This is a genomic window from uncultured Nostoc sp., assembly GCF_964245445.1.
Lineage (GTDB): Bacteria > Cyanobacteriota > Cyanobacteriia > Cyanobacteriales > Nostocaceae > Nostoc.
The window spans coordinates 1-22763 of record NZ_CAXTNE010000044.1 but is presented as its reverse complement, the minus strand read 5'-3'; the positions used below and the strand labels follow the sequence as shown (position 1 = coordinate 22763).

The 22763-nt window shown below is 40.4% G+C and carries 18 protein-coding genes; 6 read left to right on the top strand and 12 right to left on the bottom strand.

The features are described 5' to 3' along the window. Positions 1 to 576 (top strand): DUF1634 domain-containing protein, encoded by a 576-nt coding sequence (locus ACFE90_RS10590; RefSeq protein ID WP_375500220.1) that lies wholly within the window; start codon positions 1 to 3, stop codon positions 574 to 576. Between the two features lie 63 nt (positions 577 to 639). On the opposite strand, the gene ACFE90_RS10585 is transcribed toward ACFE90_RS10590, so the two are convergent. Beyond that, positions 640 to 912: a hypothetical protein gene (locus ACFE90_RS10585; RefSeq protein WP_375500218.1), complete on the bottom strand. Its 273-nt coding sequence runs from the start codon at positions 910 to 912 to the stop codon at positions 640 to 642. Between the two features lie 494 nt (positions 913 to 1406). Here ACFE90_RS10585 and ACFE90_RS10580 point away from each other — a divergent pair, with 494 nt between their 5' ends. Continuing rightward, complete coding sequence (locus ACFE90_RS10580; RefSeq protein ID WP_375500216.1) at positions 1407 to 1868, top strand: hypothetical protein; 462 nt, start codon at positions 1407 to 1409, stop codon at positions 1866 to 1868. A gap of 175 nt (positions 1869 to 2043) precedes the next feature. On the opposite strand, the gene ACFE90_RS10575 is transcribed toward ACFE90_RS10580, so the two are convergent. The 6 genes from ACFE90_RS10575 to ACFE90_RS10550 form a co-directional block, all read right to left on the bottom strand. After that, entirely contained in the window at positions 2044 to 5373 is a 3330-nt protein-coding gene (locus ACFE90_RS10575) for a GAF domain-containing protein (protein WP_375500214.1), read from the bottom strand. A 252-nt stretch (positions 5374 to 5625) separates the two neighbouring features. After that, on the bottom strand, positions 5626 to 6813 hold the full coding sequence (locus ACFE90_RS10570; RefSeq protein ID WP_229556380.1) for a TRC40/GET3/ArsA family transport-energizing ATPase: 1188 nt from the start codon (positions 6811 to 6813) through the stop codon (positions 5626 to 5628). Positions 6814 to 6987: 174 nt separating this feature from the next. Continuing rightward, a complete protein-coding gene (locus ACFE90_RS10565) occupies positions 6988 to 7731 on the bottom strand; it encodes a peptidoglycan-binding protein (RefSeq protein ID WP_375500211.1) in 744 nt (247 codons plus the stop codon). Between the two features lie 275 nt (positions 7732 to 8006). Continuing rightward, positions 8007 to 8555 (bottom strand): 2'-5' RNA ligase family protein, encoded by a 549-nt coding sequence (locus tag ACFE90_RS10560; protein ID WP_375500209.1) that lies wholly within the window; start codon positions 8553 to 8555, stop codon positions 8007 to 8009. 16 nt (positions 8556 to 8571) lie between these two features. After that, positions 8572 to 11298, bottom strand: coding sequence for a CHAT domain-containing protein (locus tag ACFE90_RS10555; RefSeq protein ID WP_375500246.1), 2727 nt, complete (start codon positions 11296 to 11298; stop codon positions 8572 to 8574). 1125 nt (positions 11299 to 12423) lie between these two features. Continuing rightward, on the bottom strand, positions 12424 to 13380 hold the full coding sequence (locus tag ACFE90_RS10550) for an aldo/keto reductase (protein WP_375500207.1): 957 nt from the start codon (positions 13378 to 13380) through the stop codon (positions 12424 to 12426). A gap of 83 nt (positions 13381 to 13463) precedes the next feature. On the opposite strand from ACFE90_RS10550, the gene ACFE90_RS10545 reads away from it, so the two are divergent. Further along, the gene (locus ACFE90_RS10545) at positions 13464 to 14060 is read left to right on the top strand and encodes a DUF1802 family protein (RefSeq protein WP_375500205.1); all 597 of its coding nucleotides are present in this window, start codon (positions 13464 to 13466) and stop codon (positions 14058 to 14060) included. 328 nt (positions 14061 to 14388) lie between these two features. Here ACFE90_RS10545 and ACFE90_RS10540 read toward each other — a convergent pair whose 3' ends face one another. After that, complete coding sequence (locus ACFE90_RS10540) at positions 14389 to 15075, bottom strand: hypothetical protein (RefSeq protein ID WP_375500203.1); 687 nt, start codon at positions 15073 to 15075, stop codon at positions 14389 to 14391. Between the two features lie 572 nt (positions 15076 to 15647). Between ACFE90_RS10540 and ACFE90_RS10535 the strand changes: the two genes are divergently transcribed. Next, positions 15648 to 15911, top strand: coding sequence for a hypothetical protein (locus tag ACFE90_RS10535; RefSeq protein ID WP_375500201.1), 264 nt, complete (start codon positions 15648 to 15650; stop codon positions 15909 to 15911). Between the two features lie 62 nt (positions 15912 to 15973). Here the strand turns inward: ACFE90_RS10535 and ggt are convergent, their stop codons facing one another. Beyond that, positions 15974 to 17785, bottom strand: coding sequence for a gamma-glutamyltransferase (gene ggt / locus ACFE90_RS10530; protein ID WP_375500199.1), 1812 nt, complete (start codon positions 17783 to 17785; stop codon positions 15974 to 15976). Positions 17786 to 18082: 297 nt separating this feature from the next. Here ggt and ACFE90_RS10525 point away from each other — a divergent pair, with 297 nt between their 5' ends. Next, positions 18083 to 18712 (top strand): Uma2 family endonuclease, encoded by a 630-nt coding sequence (locus ACFE90_RS10525; protein WP_375500197.1) that lies wholly within the window; start codon positions 18083 to 18085, stop codon positions 18710 to 18712. A gap of 577 nt (positions 18713 to 19289) precedes the next feature. Then, entirely contained in the window at positions 19290 to 19769 is a 480-nt protein-coding gene (locus ACFE90_RS10520) for a hypothetical protein (protein ID WP_375500195.1), read from the top strand. A 498-nt stretch (positions 19770 to 20267) separates the two neighbouring features. Here ACFE90_RS10520 and ACFE90_RS10515 read toward each other — a convergent pair whose 3' ends face one another. From ACFE90_RS10515 to ACFE90_RS10505, 3 genes are read right to left on the bottom strand one after another with little or no spacing between them, the layout of a single operon-like run. Further along, the gene (locus ACFE90_RS10515; RefSeq protein ID WP_375500193.1) at positions 20268 to 21170 is read right to left on the bottom strand and encodes a glycine betaine ABC transporter substrate-binding protein; all 903 of its coding nucleotides are present in this window, start codon (positions 21168 to 21170) and stop codon (positions 20268 to 20270) included. Next, positions 21170 to 21802 carry an ABC transporter permease gene (locus ACFE90_RS10510; RefSeq protein ID WP_109010884.1) on the bottom strand — a complete coding sequence of 211 codons (633 nt, stop codon included), beginning with the start codon at positions 21800 to 21802 and terminating at the stop codon, positions 21170 to 21172. Before ACFE90_RS10510 ends, ACFE90_RS10515 begins: the two co-directional genes overlap by 1 nt. Continuing rightward, positions 21799 to 22557: an ATP-binding cassette domain-containing protein gene (locus ACFE90_RS10505; RefSeq protein WP_375500191.1), complete on the bottom strand. Its 759-nt coding sequence runs from the start codon at positions 22555 to 22557 to the stop codon at positions 21799 to 21801. Before ACFE90_RS10505 ends, ACFE90_RS10510 begins: the two co-directional genes overlap by 4 nt. Positions 22558 to 22763 lie beyond the last annotated feature (206 nt).

The window sequence follows — 22763 nt, the reverse complement described above, 5'->3', positions numbered from 1 at the left end:
ATGTATAAATTTAATAATAGCTTTCGCTGGACATTCCTCACACAACCTGATATTGAAGTGGTTACACTAACCTTACCGCAGAAAGATATAGACTCTAATATCGAGCAATTAGAACACTCCAGTAACACAGTAGCACAATTGCCTAATAATTGTGAGATTGATGTTAACAAGAATTTGACAAAAACATCAAGTGAGCAGCAATTGGAATATTTGCTCAGTAATTTTATGAAATATGGCGTTTTGATAGCTAGTGCTGTCGTTTTGCTGGGGGGTATACTCTACTTGATTCATCATGGTGCTGAACCTGCTGGATATCACTTTTTTCGGGGAGAACCATCGGAATTTCGCTCACCAGCAGGTGTAGTAAAAGCAGTTTTATCAGGTAGCGATGCCTACGACGGGCTACGCCTACGCGCCATTATTCAACTCGGACTGTTACTACTAATTGCTACTCCAATTGTGCGTGTTTTCATTTCCCTATTGACTTTCTTATTACAGCGAGAATTTATCTATGTGATTGTTACTTTATTAGTAATGACTATTTTGATTTACAGTCTTGTAGGGGCTTATTATTAAAAATATTAAAAAAGGGGTAAAAATTTGATTTTACCCTTACAAAAAGCTCATTTTCTAGACCTGTTACGAGCCTTGCAAAAGGTCATTTACTGAACTTATACCCTGTTTAATTTGTTCTAGCAGAGAAGTTCTTAAGAAGTCAAAGCTGACTGTTGAAAGATTGAATAATCCTAAAGCATATAATAGGCTCGAAATTCCAATCAATAGAGCCAAAAATCTGCCAAAACAACCTGGATTAATTTCAATAAAACCTAATTTAGATTGCCCGATGACGGCAATCGTTATAAAAACAATTCCTGCTATTAAAAATGTGCTATTTGGAGTTAAATCTGTCATTTTTCTATTAAGATGCCTCATTAATTTTATTGTAGCTATTATTAATTCAAATTTCTGCCCCAGCTATATGCAAAATCAAAATTATGCTACTCAACATTGACTTACCCCAGCCTAAGCAGGCTTTGGTTGTTGCAGTATCGGTGCTGGATTTCATTCTATGCTATGATTTAAAAAGATATAGTTTGATTTTGAAACCTATTGAGCGACAACTCGCGGTGAGTGTCTCAATTGGCTTTAAATCCTTCTATTCTGCTTAAACATCATAGATAAAACTCAGATTTTACAAGATGCGATGACTACGACGGGCTACACACTCATGCATCTCTGGTATAAATCACCGCACAATAGCATTTGAGTTAAACTTCTATTTTGCTGAAACTATCCAGTAGTAAAACTTTCAGCATCAAAAAGCCAAAATTTCATCACTTCTGTACTAGACTTTGGTTGAGTTTCTATATTAAACTACACTAAGTCGATGAGAATAGTGGGTTTTTATGGAAAGCGTCCAAAACGTCAGCCAAGAGTTGAATGTAGCAAGAGACACAACTCTGGAGGACTCACAACAGTCAACTCCAAAAGAGTTCAAAAAAGACATTTTCAAAAAACTCAGAGGTGGATTCTTTTTAGTATTAGGATATTTATTGTCACCACTATGTTGGTGGAATGACCTACTATTTAATTTGCCAATAGCTTATGGTTTTGGGTATGCATGTAGTTTACTTTCCCCAAAATTACTTTTACCTTGTTCAATTATAGGATACTGGCTCTCTAATATTGTGGGAATCCTCTTTATGCAATTCGGTTCTAAAGACATTTTTCAAAAAGAACCTCAAGAGCATAATCTTAAAAAAGAATTAGTCACGGGTCTAATTTCTTCAACAGCTTATACACTGTTGATTATACTATTGATCCAGTTGAAAATTCTTGATTCTCCTATTTTATTCGCCAACGGTTAATTTAATTGATTATGTTTCTACAAATGAATCAATTGTAGGAATTACAGAGAGCATCCCATTGATGGAAAAATACCAGAGGGAGTGTACTATATCGACTGGTAAATGGATGGGAACTAAACCTACCATCCGCTCTCTAAGTAGTTCCAGAAGTGAGTTTTGAATGCATAAAACCAACCTACGCGAGTTGATGGTGCGATTTGGTGATTTGTTTAATCGGAATTTCAATCCAAAATTCTGTACCTAACTCCGGCTGAGAATCACATTTAAACACACCACCATGTTTATCTACGACAATCTGATAACTTATTGACAACCCCAAGCCAGTGCCTTTCCCCACTGGCTTAGTAGTGAAAAATGGGTCGCAGATTCTTGCTTTTAGGGCTTCCGGTATTCCTGGACCATTGTCTCTTATGCGAATTACTACGCTCTTAACATTGCCTTCAAGCTCTCCAAGAGCAGTACCAATGGTAATTTGACTAGTATCAGGTTTTGATGATTGAGATTCCCTGTAATCTTCTAGGGCATCAATCGCATTGCTTACAACATTCATAAATACCTGATTCAGTGGTCCAGCATAGCACTCTACTAAGGGCAAGTCGCTGTACTCTTTGACTAATTGAATCGCTGGACTTTCTGGTTTTGCTTTTAAGCGATGCTGCAAAATTAGCAAGGTGCTATCAATACCCTCGTGAATATTAACTGGCTTCATTTCTGCCTGGTCAAGGCGAGAGAAATTTCGTAAACTCAAGACAATTTGCCGAATGCGATCAATTCCAATTTTCATGGAAGATAAAGTTTTGGGCAAATCTTCGAGCAGAAATTCTAAGTCTACCTCGAAGGCGCGATCGCGTATCTCAAGACTGGGATTAGGAGTACTTTGCAAATAGAGATTTAGTATACTGAGTAAATCTTCGGCGTAATCGTTGACATGATTAATGTTGCCATAGATGAAGTTTACCGGGTTATTAATTTCGTGAGCAATACCAGCTACTAGTTGACCCAGTGAGGACATTTTCTCAGTTTGGATCAGTTGGGTTTGAGTTTGCTTTAAATCATGCAGAGCTTGAGTCAGCTTTTCTGTCTGCTCTTTGGTTTGATTATGCAATTGCGCTTGTTTAAGTGCAACCCCAAGCTGATTGGCAATTTGAGTGATGAACTTAATTTCCGATGCTTCCCAATGGCGGGGTGCAGAGTTCTGGTAAGCTGCTAGTAAGCCCCATAGCTGTTGCCCGATAAATATAGGTGCGATCGCATAAGCCCTTGCCTGTAATTCCTCCAGAGCCGTAACGTGGCACTCAGAATGGCCGGCTTGATAGATGTCATCAACTGCAAAGGTTTCATTATGACGATATCGCCCACCTTGGGTTTCCTGCAAATAGCTATCTTGCCAAACTGTATTAGTATCAGAGCTTACTAACTTTACCCAGCCATCAACCACAAACTCGGCGATATATTCACCACTCCAATCAGCATGAAAGCGGTAAACTGCAACTCGATCTGCTTGTAGTGATTTACAGATTTCTTGGGTAGTTGTCTGAAAAATTGCATCTAGATCAAGAGATTCCCTAACTTTGGCAACAACTTCAAACAATACTCGTTGTTGTTCTGCTGCTTGTTGCAAATTTAACGTCTGTTGTCGTGTCTGAGTAAGTAAATCAGCTTGCTGGAGTGCTACGCCCATTTGACCAGCAATTTGACTGAGAAAGTTAACTTCAGAGGCTTTCCATTGCCGAGGCCCAGTGTGTTGATAAGTTGCCAACAAACCCCAAAGTTTTTGCCCAACAAAAATCGGAGCAAGCACAAAAGCGTAAATTTGAAACTGTTCTAGATTGTCGATATGACACTGAGCAAAGCCCATCTTGTAAATGTCATCGACTGCAAAAGTTTCATTGTTGCGGTAGCGTCCTCCCTGTGTATCTTGTAAGTAGGTATCATTCCAAACTGTATTAACACCTAGTTCAGACTCATTCGACCAGTAGGGACTAGCAGCCTCAAAATCCCCGACAAATTCACCACCCCAATTAGAATCAAAACGATAAACAGAAACGCGATCGGCTTTGATTAATTGACAAACTTCTTTAGTAGTTGTTTGAAAAATGGTATCTGTGTCAAGAGATTCCCGAATCTCGGCAATAACTTTAAACACAGCCTGTTCTTGTTCAGCTGTCCGTTGTAACTCAACTGTGCGTCTTTTAACTTGTTTTTCTAAATTTTCATTGAAGGTTTGTACTTGTTGGTATAGTTCATACTGCTGAATTGCTGAAGCAAAATGTTTACCGATGTCTGTAGCTAGATCAATTTCTTCGACTGTCCATTTTTGAGCTTGTGCTTTTTTAGATTCGCGCCAAACCTCAAACGATAAACGGGGGTAAAGCTGCCTTTGATCGCTGTCATACTGCCCCGCCCATAGGGTTTCTGTATCTATTTCGTTGCGGAAAATACTTAAATAGCCCAGCAATTGCTGACGATACTGAAGTGGGATCATCAACATGCTGCGAATTTTAGTTGCTTGAAAAGTGGGTTGCAAACTTCGCAAGCTAGGAGTTTGATATATATCTGAAATCGCCCAAGTATCGTATTTCCCAGACTTGTAGTGTTCCTGCCAGACGCTATACTGCTCTATCAATGGATATATGGTTTGTTCTGGCATTACAGGTTGCTGTCCACAGATATAAAGCTTGATACAAGTATTTCCTGGTATCAAGCATTCTGTTAAGCTGGTCACATTGCCATTGTGGAAATCAACACTTGCATTTCTAATGCAAAGCCGTCCACCAATGCCATTAAAGGCAGCAACAGCCGCTTCTAGGGCTGGTTGTAATACAATTGTTGGTAATGAATGTAGTAGGGTAGCAATGCGGTTAACGATCGCTTCTTGTTCGCCTGTTTTGCGGACTTGAGCGAGCAGTGTACTTTGAGCGATCGCCACTGACAGCTGCTCGACTACCATCTGTAATGCTTCTAGTTCATATTCTGAAATCAAACGCGTTTCAGAATTATGAGACACCAGCAACCCCCAAAGTTGATCTTGATAGATAATGGGTGCTACTACAGAAGATTTGACCCCCATTGCACTCAAGTATTCAACATGACATGGGTCTACAGGACGGTAACGGATTTCCTCTGATAGAGTTTCTCCATTTTCCAAATCAAGGAGGTGACTTTGACCAATCTCTTGAGTATCAACATTGGTAACAGAACGCACCCGTGATTTGATAAATAGTTCACGGGCGGTGAGTGGAATATCGTCAGCAGGGAAATTCAGCCCCAGTAGTGACGGTAAACGATTGTTGTAAATTGACTCAGCAATCACTTGACCACTACCATTGGCATGAAATTTGTAAATCATCACTCGGTCAGTTTTTAGGAGCGATCGCACTTCTGCCGTCGTCACTGTGATAATTTCTTCAAACTCTAAGCTTCGCCGGATACGGTTTGTAATGCGGCGTAGTAAACTTTCTTCATGACGACATAACGGCAAATCTTGTTCAGGGTTGGAGGTCATTGCTTATAGCAAAATCAATTAATAATTTGCAAAGTGACATAATTAAATCTAAAGCCATTTTGAAATTTATTTAATCAATTTGTCTTCAGTGAAACTACGGGCAAATCATTAATACAAATATTTATTTACCTTTTATAAAAATTCACCCAATTATCACAAAAACAGACGCTAAAAAATTGCGTCTGTACTAGCTACAAAAAAAGATTCTTGTTTTTTAGTTTTGACTTTTTGTCAAACATTGCCGTAGCAACATTAAACCTTTATATTGTCAGCAAAGCGAATTTTAAGATAGTCGTCTTCCATCTTTGCCCCTCCTGGTTGTAGTGCTGCTAAGGCCTGCGGTAAAACTAAATTACGACGGTGGTTACCAATAGTAATGTTTAATTCGTCTCCATTCTTACTCAGTTGAACTTGGTTTTTCGGAATCCCAGGTAAATAAATTTCTAAGCTGTATTGGTTTTGCTCTTGTACGACTCTCATAGTCGTTTCTTTGTAATAAACCTGAGTTGGATCTTCATCTTTATAAAGAGTTTCTTTCAGGCGTTCTAAGGCAGCTAAACCGCACATTTCCTCAGAAAATAGAGGAACTTCTTTCACAGGTAGAGGGTGGAAATTATCATGAATTTCCTGACGATATTGCTCCTGACTTTCCTTCCAGCGTTGGAAAAATGGGTCTTGCACTTCGCGGGGAATAATTCGATTAGCCACAATTAAATCTGTTGCCACATTATACAAACTCAGATAAGCATGGGCCCGCAAAGACTCTTTAATCACCATCTTTTCGGGATTAGTTACCAGACGCACTGAAGTTTGAGTATTGTCTGTTAATACTTTTTCCAGAGCTTCAATTTGTTCATAAAACTCATAAGGTGCATCCATCACCTCTTTATCTGGTAGCGAAAAACCAGCAATTGGTCTAAAAAAAGGTTCAACCAGAGGGCGAAGTGCTACCGAGATGTTTTGAAATGGTTTGTAAAAACGGCGCATATACCAGCCACCGACTTCAGGTAAACTTAGCAAGCGTAGTGCAGTTCCGGTGGGGGCTGAGTCAATAATTAAAACATCAAACTCACCTTCATCGTAATGGCGTTTCATCCTTACCAAGCCAAAAATCTCATCCATGCCTGGTAAAATTGCCAATTCTTCTGCCTGTATGCCGTCTAAACCCCTTGCCTGTAAAACTTGGGTAATATAACGTTTCACCGCACCCCAGTTTCCCTCAAGTTCTTGCAGAGCATCCAATTCTGCACCCCACAGATTTGGGCGAATTTTTTGGGGTGCATGTCCTAGTTCTATGTCAAAACTGTCTGCCAGCGAATGAGCGGGATCTGTACTTAAAACCAATGTCTGATACCCTAGTTCCGCACAACGGAGTCCAGTCGCAGCAGCAACGGAAGTTTTGCCCACACCGCCTTTACCGGTCATCAAAATTACACGCATAGATGCTTTTGTCCTGCCTGAGGATTTTTTACATTTATTTACATTATCGACTGTTTAAGAAAATAAATGCTGCTTTACTCCGTCGAGGCGTAAACAGTTTGAATAGCTTAACTGTTGGCTGACTCACCCGCTTGGAACTAAAGTTCCAGGCGGGACATGACTTTTACGGTTAGTTTACTTCTTATTCCAGAGATTAATAAATTCTTTATAGATAGCTGGGGTGATCTGACTTTGTAAGTGAGTTAGTGCATCACGATGGTTTTGATTGTTGTCATCATAATAAGTGAATAGATTCGTCAACTTGACAATCTCAGGATTTTGATCGTTTGTCCCCCTCCATTTGTTAGTAACTTTGTGCAAAACGTCTTTGGGTAGATTTTGTTGTAAGTTATTTAGGGCTGCAATGTAAGAAGGATTTTGAGGATTCTTTTTGAATTGAGCCAATAAATCTATCAGCTTAATCTGTGACTGTGGCTGCGACTGCGGCTTGTTTGTGAGAGTAGGTTGCTGTAGAATTTGACGCTGTTCAATAGTGGCAATGCCATTTTCAGTTAAACCCTGAGATTTCTGAAATTTCTTGACTGCTGTATAAGTGGCTGGCCCATAAAAAGGCAAGTCTTTTGGAATTTCGGCATTAGTGGCAAAACCGTGAAACTTTAATCTATTCTGAAGTCCGATGACTGTTTCTTCCATTACACTTCGAGTTTGGGCATCAGCGTTACCATTAACCCTAAGTTTTTGTGGATACTGTTTCTGAAACTTTTTAATTGCTTCTTCGGTAGCATCATCTGTCAAGGAGTTGTTATTCCGTTTCCAGGGAGCAAATTTAGTCAGATCCGGGTTAGGGTCTATTTCAGGAGCTAAATATCCCAGCCCAATCAATATATGACGGATGACTTCAGGACTACTAACAGCCATACTTTTTGGTTCCTTTGCTACTAAACTACCATTTAATGTATCTTGGTTTACAAAAATTATGTAAGTATAAATAAATAAATAAATCTAACATGTCTTGTTTGCAGGGTGTTCCAAACTTTAAGCGATGCGTGACCCAAGGTGTAACTCTTTGAGGCATTTATCTGTTAAGGGAGGCAGGGGAAGCAGGGGGAGAAAAAAAAGCTTAACTGAACTGTATTGGGCTATGACTCGCAGGCAAAGCTAAAGTAAAAGTAATGTAACCATACACTTTAGACTTACTCATTGCTCAGAAAACCAAACTCCGATTTAATATTCCACCGCTTACCGTCGTGAAGCAGTAATGTTAATTTGTCGGCAGTAAACTCAAAATGCAACTGACGCTTTTCAAACTCTGGCCAAGCATCTCTAAAGTTTTGCTTTGTTAAATCTCGAAACGCAACCGTTATATGGGGGGCAAAAGGGCGAGTTTTAGAAACCTTGTCAACGATTCCCAAGTTGCTTTCTGCATAAGCCATTAAATCAGCTTGCAAAGTCAAAAGTTCTTGACTTATGACTACATTAATGTATATGACACGGGGCACAAAGGCATCAAACCCCTTGAGTGTAATTGCTACTGGCTGTTGTCTATTAGCAAATTTCTTCAAGGATGCTTTTAACAGTGGCAAGTTATCATCTGCCCATTCAAAAGGTGGTTGCAGGGTAATATGAGGCGGAGATTTTAGCGCTCCGCTACTAGCATAGCGATCAGCGAAGTATTGCTTAATCTGGTTGGCGTAGTCTTGAATGTCTTGTGGTGGTAAAAGGGCGACAAAAAAACGGCTCATTTAGTTTATCTCCAAATTACAACCAATTCCCAATCAACACATAAGCAGACCAAAAGCTTGGTGCTTTGTAGTTAGGATGTTTCAGCAGTTCTAGCTGGGCACGGTGAACAGCTTCGGCTTTGCTAATTTTGCTCCTCTTGAGTTCTCGATAGAAGGCACTAACAAACATTGCTGTCGAGCGATCATCAATCTGCCACAGGGACGCTATGGTACTGCGTGCCCCAGCTCGTACAGCTGCTCCTGCAAGACCCAGTGCTGCACGTTTGTCTCCTGTCGCTGTCTGGCAAGCACTCAAAACTAATAACTCTACTATGGTTTTGCCCTGACTGCGGAAGAGAGTATCAAAATCTTTGACGTTGATCTGACCATCAAAATCCAAAATAAAAGTGTCTTCAAGGCGGGAACTAAACTGACCGTGGGTTGCTAAATGCACTATGTTGAATGAAGTATCAGCAATTTCACTCTCTAAATTCTTTTTCTTAAAATCTCTATCTATTAAGCTAGTGGTCGAGACTCCTGCTTTAATAATGCCGTCGAATTCAGATTTGATCGCAAGCAACGGTGCATACTTAGAAAAACCTGGTGGCGGCTGAGTCAGTCCTGCGGTTAGCGCCCTTAATTGCTGTTGTACTAGCGGTTTAGGGTCAAGGAGTTGCAGACCCACGCTTAGAGTAATTGCATATTTCTCTACCAAATATTGCTTACCATCATAGAGAGCGGCCATTGGTAAATTGCGTAACGCGCCATCCAGGACAAACACTAGGGTATCTACCCCACTTTTTTGCAATTGTGACTCAATGGGTTTGAGCAGCCAGTCGTAAACTTGGTGTGCTTGGGTTTGAACTGCGTTAGTAGCGGTGGGATTGACAAGATTTTTTCGCAGTTCTACTAAAAGTTTCTCTACATCTGCTTGGGATATCTTGTTACTGTAGTTTTGTAGGGGTTGTTTGGGAATTTTGACAATTACCTGGAGTTCGTCAGGAAGGATAATCGGATAAAGAATAGCAGCTGTGGGATTATCTTTATCTACCACTTGATCGAGGGATACTCTCTGACCTTGTAGGCAAGCTTGCTGGAAGAAGTCGTTCAATTCTGCTATTTGAAGTGCTTCAATGCGCTCTCGTGCTTTCTCCAATATTTTTTCATCTGGTGATTTTCCTTCTTGGGATTTCAGCAGTAACTCTACTGACTCTCGGTAGACGGGTTCCACGCTGTCCCGGAAGTTGAATTGCACATCCTGGTTTACTACATCTTTATTGGCTACTAAATCTCTGCGAAGAGATTGGAGAGTTGCCACAGCAGCATCATAAGCCGCGATCGCACCATTAATATCTTTTTGTGCCCACAGCAATCTACCTAATTGCCACTCTAAGGTATAGGTAATTTCTGGTGCATTGCTGCTCTGTGCCAAAGCTAATCCTTGCCGGGTAAGCTCTTGCGCCTCTGACCACTGCTTAGTTTCTTCGTACAAGCCTCCTAAACTCTTCAGTGCATAGGCTTCTGCCCGCTTGTCCCCTAAACTGCGGGATTGCTGGATGGCGCTGGCGAGTAATACTGCTGAGTCTTTGGTACTGAATGCTTTGTAGTAATTCTGACTGGATGCGTGCAATATACCACTCTTGACTTTTGCTAGACTTTGAGAAAAGTTTACTTGAGCGTAAATACTCGCACGGCTGAGGGGGAGTTGGTCGATTTGGGACTTAATCAACGGCAAGAGAGTTTGAATCTCTGCGGCTCGTTGATCTTCAATGAGTACTCCCAAGTAATTTAGTTGCGCTTGGACTTTTGTAATGGGTGAGGGAGATGCTGCAACTGTTTGTTGATAAAAGGCGATCGCCTTTGGTTTGTCTTGTTGTTTAAGAGCATTATTCCCCAGGCTGAACAGACTGGCTCCAATATCAACGCTTGATTGCAGATTTCGAGCAATCATCAGACTTTCTTCTAGTGCCTGACGTGACTTTTCCAAATTCCCCACTACTAAAAGCGCATCACCGAGCGATCGCAAACTCACTGTCTTTTCTATAGAGTCTGGTTGAGATTTTAATGTCTCACTAACATGATCGAGTGTTTTGAGAGCGCGAGGATAAAATCCTTGGGTTTGCCATGCTTGTGCTTGATTGATTAGCGATCGCACCACGCCGCTTTGATTATTTGCTTGCCTGTAAATTTTTTCTGTATGCCGCCAAGTTGCTAAAGCCGCCTCCGCCTGTCCCATTGTCAGTTGGAGACGACCTTGAATATCCAGTGATTGGGCAAATATTTGCAGATTTTGATTTTCATCCTGTACTTTGAGCAAATTTAAGCTCTCTGTAATTGCCTGCTGTGCCTGATTCCATGCACCGAGTTGTTGGTAAGCTAAAGAAAGATTACTTAGTGTTGCTGCCAGTCTGATGCTCTCCCCTTGCTGCTTATATACTTGGACAGCCTGTTGTAACACTTCTACCGCCTTAGTAAAGTTTCCGTTGTTATATAAAATTTTACTCTGCTCTATTAGTGAGGCTGGGTCAGCGACCACAGCCAGCGACGTAAGATTGTGAATTGGTAGTTGAGATAATAAATTAATTGAGCTAGGAACTTTTGCCAGCACGGGTGAATCAAGAATGCATAGCAGAGCTATCAGGAAGTACAAAGGCAAGCGTAAAAACTGAGTCAGCGTGGTTTTCTGCCAATTCCCTGGCTGCTTTTGCTTTTTAACTTTTACAGAATTCGCACCAAAAACCCTAGTTTTTATAGCCATAAACATGACAGAGGTAACTAATAACCAGGAACGCACAGGATTAACTGTAGGTATTTAGGCTACCAGGGTAATGTTACCATTTGCATCCATTGCTCATACCGTAGCTCTCACAATCTTATGTGAGTTGATATTGCAAAAAATCAGCCCACTAAGTAGGCTTATTTTTATAAGTACAAATAAGTCAAGTCCCCTAACCAAAAGGTTTTAGGTTTCTTGGGCACATTAACTGTCTTTTATTAATGTCTTAGTACAGCACAGCGTAAATAAACCTACCATTTCATTACAGCCACAAAGCCCAAAATTAAAGCTTTTTGACTTTTGACTTTTGAATGCGTGACTTCCGCCTTGCGGTACTAGTCTCACAACTGGCTCCTCAAGCCTGAATTCCAGCACTCCCTGCCGTACTAAAAAAGTTTATGAGAAGAATTCAGAACTCAAAAGCGGAGCCAAAGACGCTCCGCCTCCGGTCATAATTCAGCATGAATTCTGTACGAGTGGGTGATAGCGTAGCGGTAGCGAGTCTGCGAACGTCTGAATATTGGTTAAAACCGTACTTTCTCCCGCTACGCACTTTCCCCCCTGGTGGGCGAAACTAAAATAAATATTTTTCGTAATTAAAACTCTATCCCCTTGTGGGTAGAGTATTCTGAATTCTGAATTTTGAATTCTGACTCCTGTTTTATTACAATAAAATACCAAAAACCTGGTCGAGGTTGACCAGGTTTTATCGAGTTTACAGGGTTCAAATTGTTAAACTAAGTTAAGTAATTAAAACTTAATAACTAAGGTTGACTAAACGACGAACAAACTCAGCATTATTGCGTTTTTCCGCTTTAGGATTTGGGCTTGCCTTCTACATTCGGCTTTTTACCACTTCATTTGATCTGCTGAAATTTGCTTGGGTTGATGACAGGGGACACTAAGTCATTTACCCTTTTAGTTTGGTTTTTTGTTTGGTGTCCTACTATTTAAGTTATCACTTAGTTTGTCAGTTGCAACCCCTAGTTTACTAAAGTTGACGTTTTGTTAGATTTTGCAATTTAGCTCCAGAGATTTGATCCCCAACTATCTTTTTAAGAGAGTTGAGGGGATCTTGGAGAGATAAGCATGACTAACCAAACTGCATTGTTATCAATTCCACATAATTGGACTGTTATCCAGATGGTCGGTAACAATACGTCCAATGGCATCAATTTCTGCCAATTGGGCGGCGGAAAGCTTAATTTGAGCGGCTAATGCGTTGTCTCGTGCTTGTTCGGGATAACGCGCCCCAGCGATCGCATTTGTTTGGGGTTGAGCAATTAACCACGCTAAAGCTAACTGAGCAAGTGTACAATTATGAAGAAGGGCTATGGGACGCAGTTGTTGTAGCGCCTGTTGAGCACGTTCAAAGTTTTCGCCTTGAAACAGTTTATTTTTAGCACGGTTATCTGCCGGATCAAATTTATGACCATGAGCAAATTTACCTGTTAACAACCCCTGTGCTAAAGACGAATAAGCGAGGATAGAAATATTATTTTCGATACAATAGGGCAATATATCTTGTTCTACCTGTCTCCAGAATAAAGAATAGGGTGGTTGTAAACTATCAATACGTCCATAACTTGCTGCTTCTGCCAACTGAGCGTGGGAAAAATTGGAAACACCAATAGCTCGAATTTTACCTTGCTCTTTAAGCAGGTTAAGAGCGCTCATAGTTTCCTCAATAGGTACTATTTCACTATTGAAAGCACCGGAGGGCCAATGTATTTGGTAAAGATCAATGTAATCAGTTTTCAGGTTGGTTAGGGAACGATCGCAAGCTTCAATGACTTGTTCATACTTTAGATGGTTAGCAAAAACTTTTGTGGCATATTCCACGCGATCGCGTACATCAGATAAAGCTTCAGCGACAATTTGCTCAGAGTGTCCTTGACCATAAGCTTCAGCAGTATCAATTGTCGTGATACCAGCTTCATAAGCGGCTCGAATCGTTTTAATCGAGTCAGCATCTTCAACTCCCACCCACATTCTTTTACCAGCTTGCCAAGTTCCCATAAGGATGGGTGTGATTTGGACTTTAGAAGTACCTAGTGAACGCTTTTCCATAACTACTTGCTTCCTAATTCATTCCCCTAGATAGTTTCACACGTTATCGGTTTTAGCTTGAAATTAAATCAGAGTTACAGTAGATGCTGATGGAATTGACTACAACTTTTCATGCTCTCAAAGAATGGGCAGTTGCCATAAATGCTTTAGAAAGTGGCAAAACAATTATGTTGCTCCGCAAAGGCGGTATCCATGAACGAAATGGACATTTCCAAGTTGCCCACAAGCAAATTTTGCTTTACCCTACTTATGAACATCAACAAGCTTTCATGCTGAAAGCTGAGTATGCTAATCGTGTTTATCCAGTAACATCAGGTTGGCATCCAGAGAAAGTGCCTATCGGCAGTTGGGCTGAAATTACAGATATTTTGCCAGTTAGCGATGAGTCTATTGTCAACACATTGCTTCCCTTCCATATTTGGAACGAGCATTTTATTAGCGATCGCCTCAAATGGAAACCACGCCAGCCGCTTTATATTCTCCTCCTGCGGACATATAAACTACCCCAACAAGAAATTCCCTATCATCCTAAATACGGTGGTTGCAAGTCATGGATTGATTTAGATCAACCAATTAACTTGCAAGGATCAAAACCAGTTTTATCCGACTTTGCATACACTCAACTAGTAGAGACAATTCGCCAGATTGTCGGCGATAAGTTGTATGCTCCCTCTTTCTGATAACCCAAGTTACAGGTTATCAAAGACCAATTTCATATTGAATGCGAAGGCAGACTAGGAGATGGCGGTTGCGCTAGGCGCAACTGCAACTCCGGCTTAATCAAAAGTACTTTTCAAACTTCCTCTTAGGCGCTGATATGATGTTTTTGTACTAAACATATCTTGATATATAGGAATCTGACTTTTCACGGGATCTGGAAAACCTCTCTCCTTGCAGGAGAAGGGCTTTGAATCGAATGATTTAGGACTGCTATATACGGCTAACACAATTTTATTCTCATTTCATAAATGATCTTTAAGGAAATTTTGTTGGGGTTTACGCTCTCTATTAACTTAACAAAGCTTTAGCCTTGCCCCGTTTGCCCAATAAAAGCTTAAAGCCATCAAACATAATTGTAAAAGCTTGGTACACACGATCAACGATCTTACAAATTTTTTTCTCTTCATCTTCAGAAAGATGAATACTATTTAAAAATTTTTGCATTTCCTGCTCAAAAAGTTCGTGATTCTTTTCAATATCTAAATGATGTATTGAGAAGTATTTGAGTTTACTAGAATAACCGACTTGTTTCACCAAGCTTGCAGTGTACTCAAAAAAGATGTGACCTGTAGACTCAAGACTCATTATCAGAGCAACTCTTTCAATATCACTACTGGCTCGAAAAACCTCCGATATTATGGCATAGGTAGCATCACGGGTGAAAAGATAATCCCGGCTATATAGTAGTTTAAGATTCGGCTCTTCAACTTTCATCTCTTGAAGATCGCTTAAAAACCATTGCTCGTGCCCCATGTCCTCGACTAAATGATGGTGAGCAACTTTACGGATTTTACTATCAGTAATTTGTAGCTCGTTTATTCGTATTACGTCCTGAAAAGACATAACCCAGAAGCTCAAGTATTGAGCCAACACTTTTATATTTTCTAGAGAATTTTCTCTAGTAATTTGGATGAAAAGTGGGTGTTTAGCTAGTTGAATTTGCTTTTGAATTATATATTTATCGATGGTTTTCATCTTAAATTCAATATTTCCTTAAAGAATATACTAGTGCTCGTCAATACCTTCGCCAAAAAAAGAGGACGAAGAGAGAGGGTTGATATAAAGTAAGTCAGTGTTAAAAAATCAAGCTATGTGACGAAACATAAAATCACCCAATAGCTTATGCATTGGTTATTCCACGGTTTTGATAAAACTAAACATAGACGGGTTTTATCATGCCGACTTATCTAGTTTTATAAGTAGTTTCCGAAATTGGCAATAGTCTGTATGTATCTAATCAGAAAAACAAATAGTCTAATTACGAACTTCAGCAAAAATAGTAGTTATTGTTACACACAATCCCAAAAAACGCGGATACATTAGAAAAATCTCACCCGATAAATAAGGTGAGGCAAAGCTGTTTATCTTCGTGTCCCTCTAGCAGATGTCTTTCAAGCTATGACTTGTTAAGTAACTATCTTGAAATGGATAGAACTTAATTACGCTTTGTCTAAAGTATTAGGCAAAAAAGTATCCCAGAAGGGTGATAATTAGCTTGACAAAAATCTGTTAATATGCATGTTAGCTAAAAGTACAAGGAGTTTGCAATGCATCGACAAATGTGCTGGTTATCTAAGTTTGGTGGCGACGGAGAGAAAATTTTGTATTTGCAGACAGAACCTAATCAACCTTGGCGTCCTTACACAGCTTTTAGAGGTTTTATAGTCCCAGATTATCAAATACCAGGTGGTTCTAAAGGTTGGGCAACTTATCAAAAACTTCTTAAAGCAGGTTGGACACTAGTACCTAGCGCACGGGCAAATGAGTTCGGCAGTAGCAGCTACGTAGAGTCAACAGCCCAAAATCAATAGTCATTGGTCATTAGTCATTTGTGATTCTTGGCTTCTCTGCGTCTTCCTAGTCTCTCACTCGCTCACAAACCTCTGGGGGAACCTTCACCGCGAGGATCGGCGGCCCCTTCTAAAGTTCCATCAGATGTTACAGCGATCGCATTACCATTACCCCAAGGAATAGTTTCCTTTATTTTGTGTCCCCGACGGCGTAAGTCTTGCACAGTGGGAGCATCTAAACCCCAGGATTCGACGCGCAACTCATCTGGAAGCCATTGATGATGTATGCGTGGAACAGAAACAGCCGCACCAACATCCATGTTGTATTCCAGCACATTTAAGATCACTTGCAAAACCTGAGTGATGATAGTGCTACCACCAGGCGCACCTGCTGCCATGCGGAAATGACCATTTTCTGTAACAATTGTCGGAGTCATGCTGGATAAAGGAGTCTTACGAGGTGCGATCGCATTGGCATCGTTACCAACCAAACCAAAGGCATTAGGGACTCCTGGCGCAGAAGCAAAGTCATCCATCTCATTGTTGAGGACAATTCCAGTTCCTGGTGTCACGACACCAGCACCAAAACCAAGATTAATCGTGAAAGTCAGACTTACGGCGTTGCGTTCTTCATCCACAACCGTAAGATGACTGGTTTGGGGAGATTCATACCGCGTCGCGTGCAGTTTAACAGAGCGATCGGATAATGGAATGATATTTTCTCCTAAACTTTGATTATTAGCTTGACTAAAACGTTGTAGTGTCTCTTTATCTATTGGCTTGACCTCGATCGAAGGTCTAGCCACTTGCATATTAATTTCTTGACGGCGTTTTTTGGCGTAAGCTGGACTAAGCAGTTCTTGTACAGGAACTTTAACAAAATCAGGATCACCTAAATATTCTGAGCGATCGGCGTAAGCAATTTTCATTGCTTCTACCATTAAATGTATAGCGTCGGGATGATGCCATCCCAAAGATTTCAAATCAGTGTCACCAATAATATTTAAAATCTGCAATAGATGAACGCCTCCCGATGATGGTGGTGGCATTGAGCAAATTTTAGATTTACGAAAGTTTCCACAAACGGGATTGCGCCAGATTGGTTTATAGGCTTTGAGGTCTTCTAGAGTAATTAAACCACCATTTTTTACCATATCAGAGGCGATCGCACGAGCAATACTTCCGGTGTAAAAACTTTGGGGATTTTGGGCAATTTCTGTTAAAGTACGTGCCAAATCACGCTGCACTAGCTTGTCACCTGGTTGATAAAACTCACCATTGCGAGTGAAAATTTCCCGCGCTGCTGGATTGTTGAGAATTACTTGCTTGCGGGATTGGTTCGTTTGTAGAGAACGCCACGTTGCTACATCGCCAAGAATAAAGCCATCTTTTGCAAGTGCGATCGCAGGTTTCATTACCTCTTGCCAAGAAAGCTTACCATAGCGACGATGCACTTCATAAAGTCCCGCCACCGTTCCTGGTGTGCCTACTGCCAAATAACCATTAATACTTGCATTGGGGCGCACCTTTCCTTTTGCGTCTAGATACATATTTCTTGTAGCTTTCAAGGGTGCGCGTTCGCGGAAATCTAGCGCTTTCATCTCACCAGTTTTCTCAGAATGCATCAGCAAAAATCCGCCGCCGCCGATTCCGGCTGAAAAAGGTTCAACCACTGAGATTGCAAAGGTTGTAGCTACGGCTGCATCCACTGCATTACCGCCTTTACGTAACATCAAAATTCCCGCTTCACTCGCTAAGGGATTGGCCGAAACCACCATCCCCTTTTTGCTGCGTAGGGGTAAAGTTAAAGCAGCTGAGGCGACTTGGGTGTAAAGCAAGACACTGAAAGAAAAGATTGCAATTGCAACTTGCTTGGGTTTAGTAACAGTAAGCATTTTTATACCATTTATCCTAAAATTTTATACTTGTTTAGCATCTTGGCGTGAGATTATTGATTATGATCTGATTTGAAAATTTTATAATACTTATAAATGCTATAGCAGTCCGCTTTGATTTTTGAAATTATTTGCGTAGACAGGGAGTGGGGGAGTGGGGGAGTGGTAAAGAAGCTTTTTCGGGGTGTACTGATTTTTTTCAAAAATCAAATACGAGTCCTATATAATAACAATTTGTTCATTGAGTTAATGAATTTTACGATCGCCAATCTTCGATGTAAATAATGCGAGCTAATTATGGATACCGTAATTACACCAGAAAGAATCGAGTTACCACCTGGCGCGGTGTTGAAGCTTTTGGGAGGCTGGAAAGACTATCAAGTATTGAGTCAGCAACTAGGCGATCGCTCCTCACCTCGCATTAAATATCGAAGAGGAGAGATTTTGCTGATGGCACCGCTACCAGAGCATGGAAGAGATGCGAGTTTATTGGCATTGATAGTAATAGCTCTACTTGACCATTTAAACCGCATATACGAGTCATTTACGCCCATCACCATGAGCTTGCCAGAAATTAGTGGTATTGAACCAGATTTTTGCTTTTACATTGAAAATTGCAGAGCAGTAGTAGGCAAAAAAAGAATTAATTGGGAGTTAGATCCACCACCAGATTTAGCAATTGAAATAGATGTGACAAGCTACACCGACGTTAATGATTTTTTACCTTATCGAGTGCCAGAAGTTTGGATATTAAAGAGTAATCGGTTATTAATTTATCGATTGCAGGAAGAAAGTTATGTTCTTACAGAAAGCAGCTACTTTCCTAACGTCAGAGAAATTGTGCAGCAATGTCTCCAAATGGCCAATGAGCAAACAACAAGTGAAGTCATTAGGTGGTTAAAGAACTTTTTGCGTGAACAGCAGTAGGGTGTGTTATGGCTTCGGTAACGCACCAAGCTGTTACGCATTTAAGTTGTATATTTACTCTTGAGGTTGTCATTGGTCACTTGTACTGAGCGACCTAACAGTGCGTCTCCAAGAGTTGCCGTTGGCGCAGCCTCTGCAAGAGTTGTATTTGTCATTAGTCATTTGTAATTTCAAAGGACAGATGACCAATTGACTTAGGACAGTCTTAACGCTTATCCAAGCATTTGACTGCTCTGTTCCCCCACCTCGCCGCAACCGGAACAAACCCAGATTTCCCTTGTGCAATATTTTCATATTTCGATAGTTTTACCGAAAGTTCAAACCTAATTTTCGTCATCATCTGGGGATAAACCTTCTCTAACTTCTACCTCAGATGTTGAGGGTGATATTTTCTTAATCATCTCAAAGCGTGCATATTCTGATTTTACTGATCCCAATGAGTAATACAGAAGCGTAAGTTCGGGTTTTGACTCTTGAAAACTCTTATTTTCTCTCTAAAAGAGAAGCCAAGAGTCTTTAATCGTAATTATGCTTGCTTACAAGATAAAGTGGGACTTAAACTGTTGTGGTCAAGAAAATGTCAACCACGGATTTAGAAAGGCTTCTTTACACTGTAAAAGCGGATTTTCAATCTGAGACTACTAGTATTGCTGCTTTCGCCTTTCCTCAGACGGAATTTCGATTATTGCCAAGGATAATTGGCAGTACTCATGCAGCTTTAGTTCTGCCTAAAAGTCAGTTTAAATTATTGCCCTCAGAAATCGGTAATCACAATTTGACTATAGTTTTCAAAAGTCAAAACCATGCTTTGGAGAATTTTCAAGTAAATTTTTTCCCCAAAATCACTACTTTGACTTTATTAGGCTATTACAAAGATGGCACGGCTAATCTACGTTATCAGCCAGCTAATAATTATGATTGGTTCAATGCCAGAGGATATAAAATAACTCGTCCTGACTCCATTGGACAAAAGTTTGAGTTTTTGGCACGCAAGTTTTACCCGTTTTTTGAAGAATTTTTTCTGGAGCAATCAAATCACTCTCAAAAAATAAATTAAAAATGACTTTATAGTTTTATGGCGTGATAGCGATTAAACAACGGGCTATTCCAATAAGACATCATTTGGCATGAAAGCAATACAAGCAGGGGAGAATTTTATACAAGTTCTTTAAAATACTGTGCCTTCGCTTATTTTGAGAGTTGAAGGGGAATTAAAGCCTTAAGCAATGTACAATCTAGACGCGCATTAGCTTATTTCAGGTTTTCGGTGCTTTAGGCTAACTTAGAACTTGCACCAGTCCCCACGAACGCCTCAGAATGAATTCACCAGGCTTATAGCTAAAGTCTATCTATTGAAGACTAAGTAAGGGTTGTAGTCCACTAAGCGTGGACTTGGGCTATAAGAGTGAAAATTTATTCTCAGGCGGGATAGGTAGGTGCAAGATATAACCTAACCCTTAATTACGAATTACGTTAGCGACGCGCAAAGCGAGTCCGCGTACTCCTGCAAAGAAGCAAGCTAGCAAGAGCGTCTCGTAGAGAGCGTCATTACAAATTATTTTAATCCTTTAGATTTGCGAAACTCCTGGACAACATCTTTAATATCACGTAATTCCCCCTCAACTAAATAATTTAACTGCCGCATTTCATCTGCCGAAATCTTTCCCGCAAGGGAAGCGATCGCATTTCTTAATTCTGGATATTTTTTTAATATTTCTTGTCGAACAATTGGCACAGTTTCGTAAGGTGGAAAATAATGTTTATCATCTTTCAAGACAACTAAACCCAATCGAGAAATCTGTCCGTCAGTGGAATTACCCGCCACCATATCCACTTGTTTTTGAATCAAAGCACGATATATTAAACCCAAATCCATAATTTGGGGAGGTTTGGCAAAACGCAAATCGTAAGCTTTCGCTAATCCAGGAAAACCATCTTCCCGTTCTAAAAACTCATAGCCAAAACCCCCGCGCCACTGTGGTGTATATTGAGTAGCTTCAGAGAGAGTTTGAATATTGTAGCGCTTGGCATCATTACCCCGAACAATCATCGCAAAAGTGTTTTCAAAACCCAAGCTTGGCATCACTTCCAGATTGAATTGCTGGGAGTATGCTTGTTTCAACCTTTCATAAACTTCTTTCGGATCATTAACTGCTTTTTGCTTTAAAATTCCAGTAAAAGCTGTGCCTGTATACTCAATATATGCGTCAATTTTGCCAGCAGTAATAGCACTATGACAAACAAAAGAACCACCTAGACGAGGACGACGAGCTACTTTTAAATTAGTTGTCGTCTCAATTTGTTGTGCTAACAGTTCACCTAAAATATCTTGTTCAGTAAAATCTTTGGAAGCAACGATAATATTACCACTGCTACTATTATTTGAATTTAGGGTACAGCTAGTGATTACTAATAACAAAGCAAAAGTTAAAAAGCAAAATGCCAAAAATCTTTTCATTAACTTTTAATTTTTAATTTATTCTCCATCCAACCAATTGCAAAGTCAGCCAGTAATGCAATTGCTGCCGCCGGAACTGCACCAGCTAAAATTAACTGATCGTTCACTACTGATATACCGCGAAAAATAAATACTCCCAAACCACCAGCACCAATTGCTGCTGCAATAGTTGCAATACCAATGGCAATTACCGTTGCTACACGCACCCCTGCTAAAATTACTCCCAGTGCTAAGGGAATCTCAACTTGCAACAACAATTGTCTATCTGTCATCCCCATGCCTCTCCCGGCTTCTCTAATAGCTGGATCTACACCAGTAATCCCTGTGTAAGTGTTACGAATTATCGGTAGCAACGAATATACAATCAGGGCAACAATTGCTGGTACTGCACCAATTCCACCAATTATCGGAACCGGAATGAGTAAGCCAAATAGCGCCAAACTAGGAATAGTTTGGAAAATATTTGCTATGCCGAGAATTGGTTGGCGGAGATAACTTTTACGTGTAATTAAAATACCTAATGGAATGCCTACAAGTATAGCAATTCCAATTGCAATGCCTACCAAAAACAAGTGTTCTAGAGTATGCTGAAGAATTTCTGGAGCATACTTAATGAGGAAGAAATTTTTCATAGAGTATCTTGCAAGGTATGCAGACATTGGAGAAAGGCAAGGCTTTCTGGATGTTGCGATCGCATAAATTCATCCTTTGCCTCCAATACTACCAATTCTCCCCCATACATTAAACCTATTCTCGATGCCAAGACAAATGCTTCTTGAATATCGTGGGTGACAAACACAACTGTTTTGCCTAACTCTTGCTGCAAATGCCGAAACTCTTGTTGCAGTTCTAGGCGCGTAATTGGATCGAGTGCGCCAAAGGGTTCATCCATCAACAACACTGGCGGATCTGCTGCTAAAGCCCTAGCTACACCGACTCTTTGCCTTTGTCCTCCCGAAAGTTCGTTCGGGTAACGTCCGGCGAATTGTGCTGGTTCTAAGCCTACTAATTGCAATAATTCATAAACCCGCGTTTTGATTTGTTTAGGTTGCCAACCTTCCAAAGATGGGACTAAACCCACATTGCGTTCAACAGTGAAATGGGGAAATAAACCAATTTCTTGAATGACATAACCAATTTTTCGCCGCAGTTTAATTTCATCCCATTGAGTTGTGGGAATACCATCAAATAAAACTTCGCCTTGTGTAGGTGTAAATAGGCGATTAATTAACTTCATTGTGGTGGTTTTGCCGCTACCACTGCGCCCAAGTAATACCAATGCTTCTCCTTGGCGGATGGTGAAATTAAGATTTGACACCAATGAGCGATGATTGCGGCTAAGGGTGACATCGCGGAATTCGACAGCAGTTTGATTATTTTGCGGCATGAATGGCTTTTGATGGACGCTAGCTATTGTATTATGTGCTGATTTTGCTAGCGTGCTAACGCCCAATTTGCCAGACAAGTTGCTCAAGGCTTTTGTTTTAAGCTGCTCTATGCAGTTTTAGCATTTTCATCTGATGCTTGTTCTGCAACATTTTTTGGCGTTGCTGAATAAAGGGATGAATTGATTTATGCAGGTACAGTTTGATA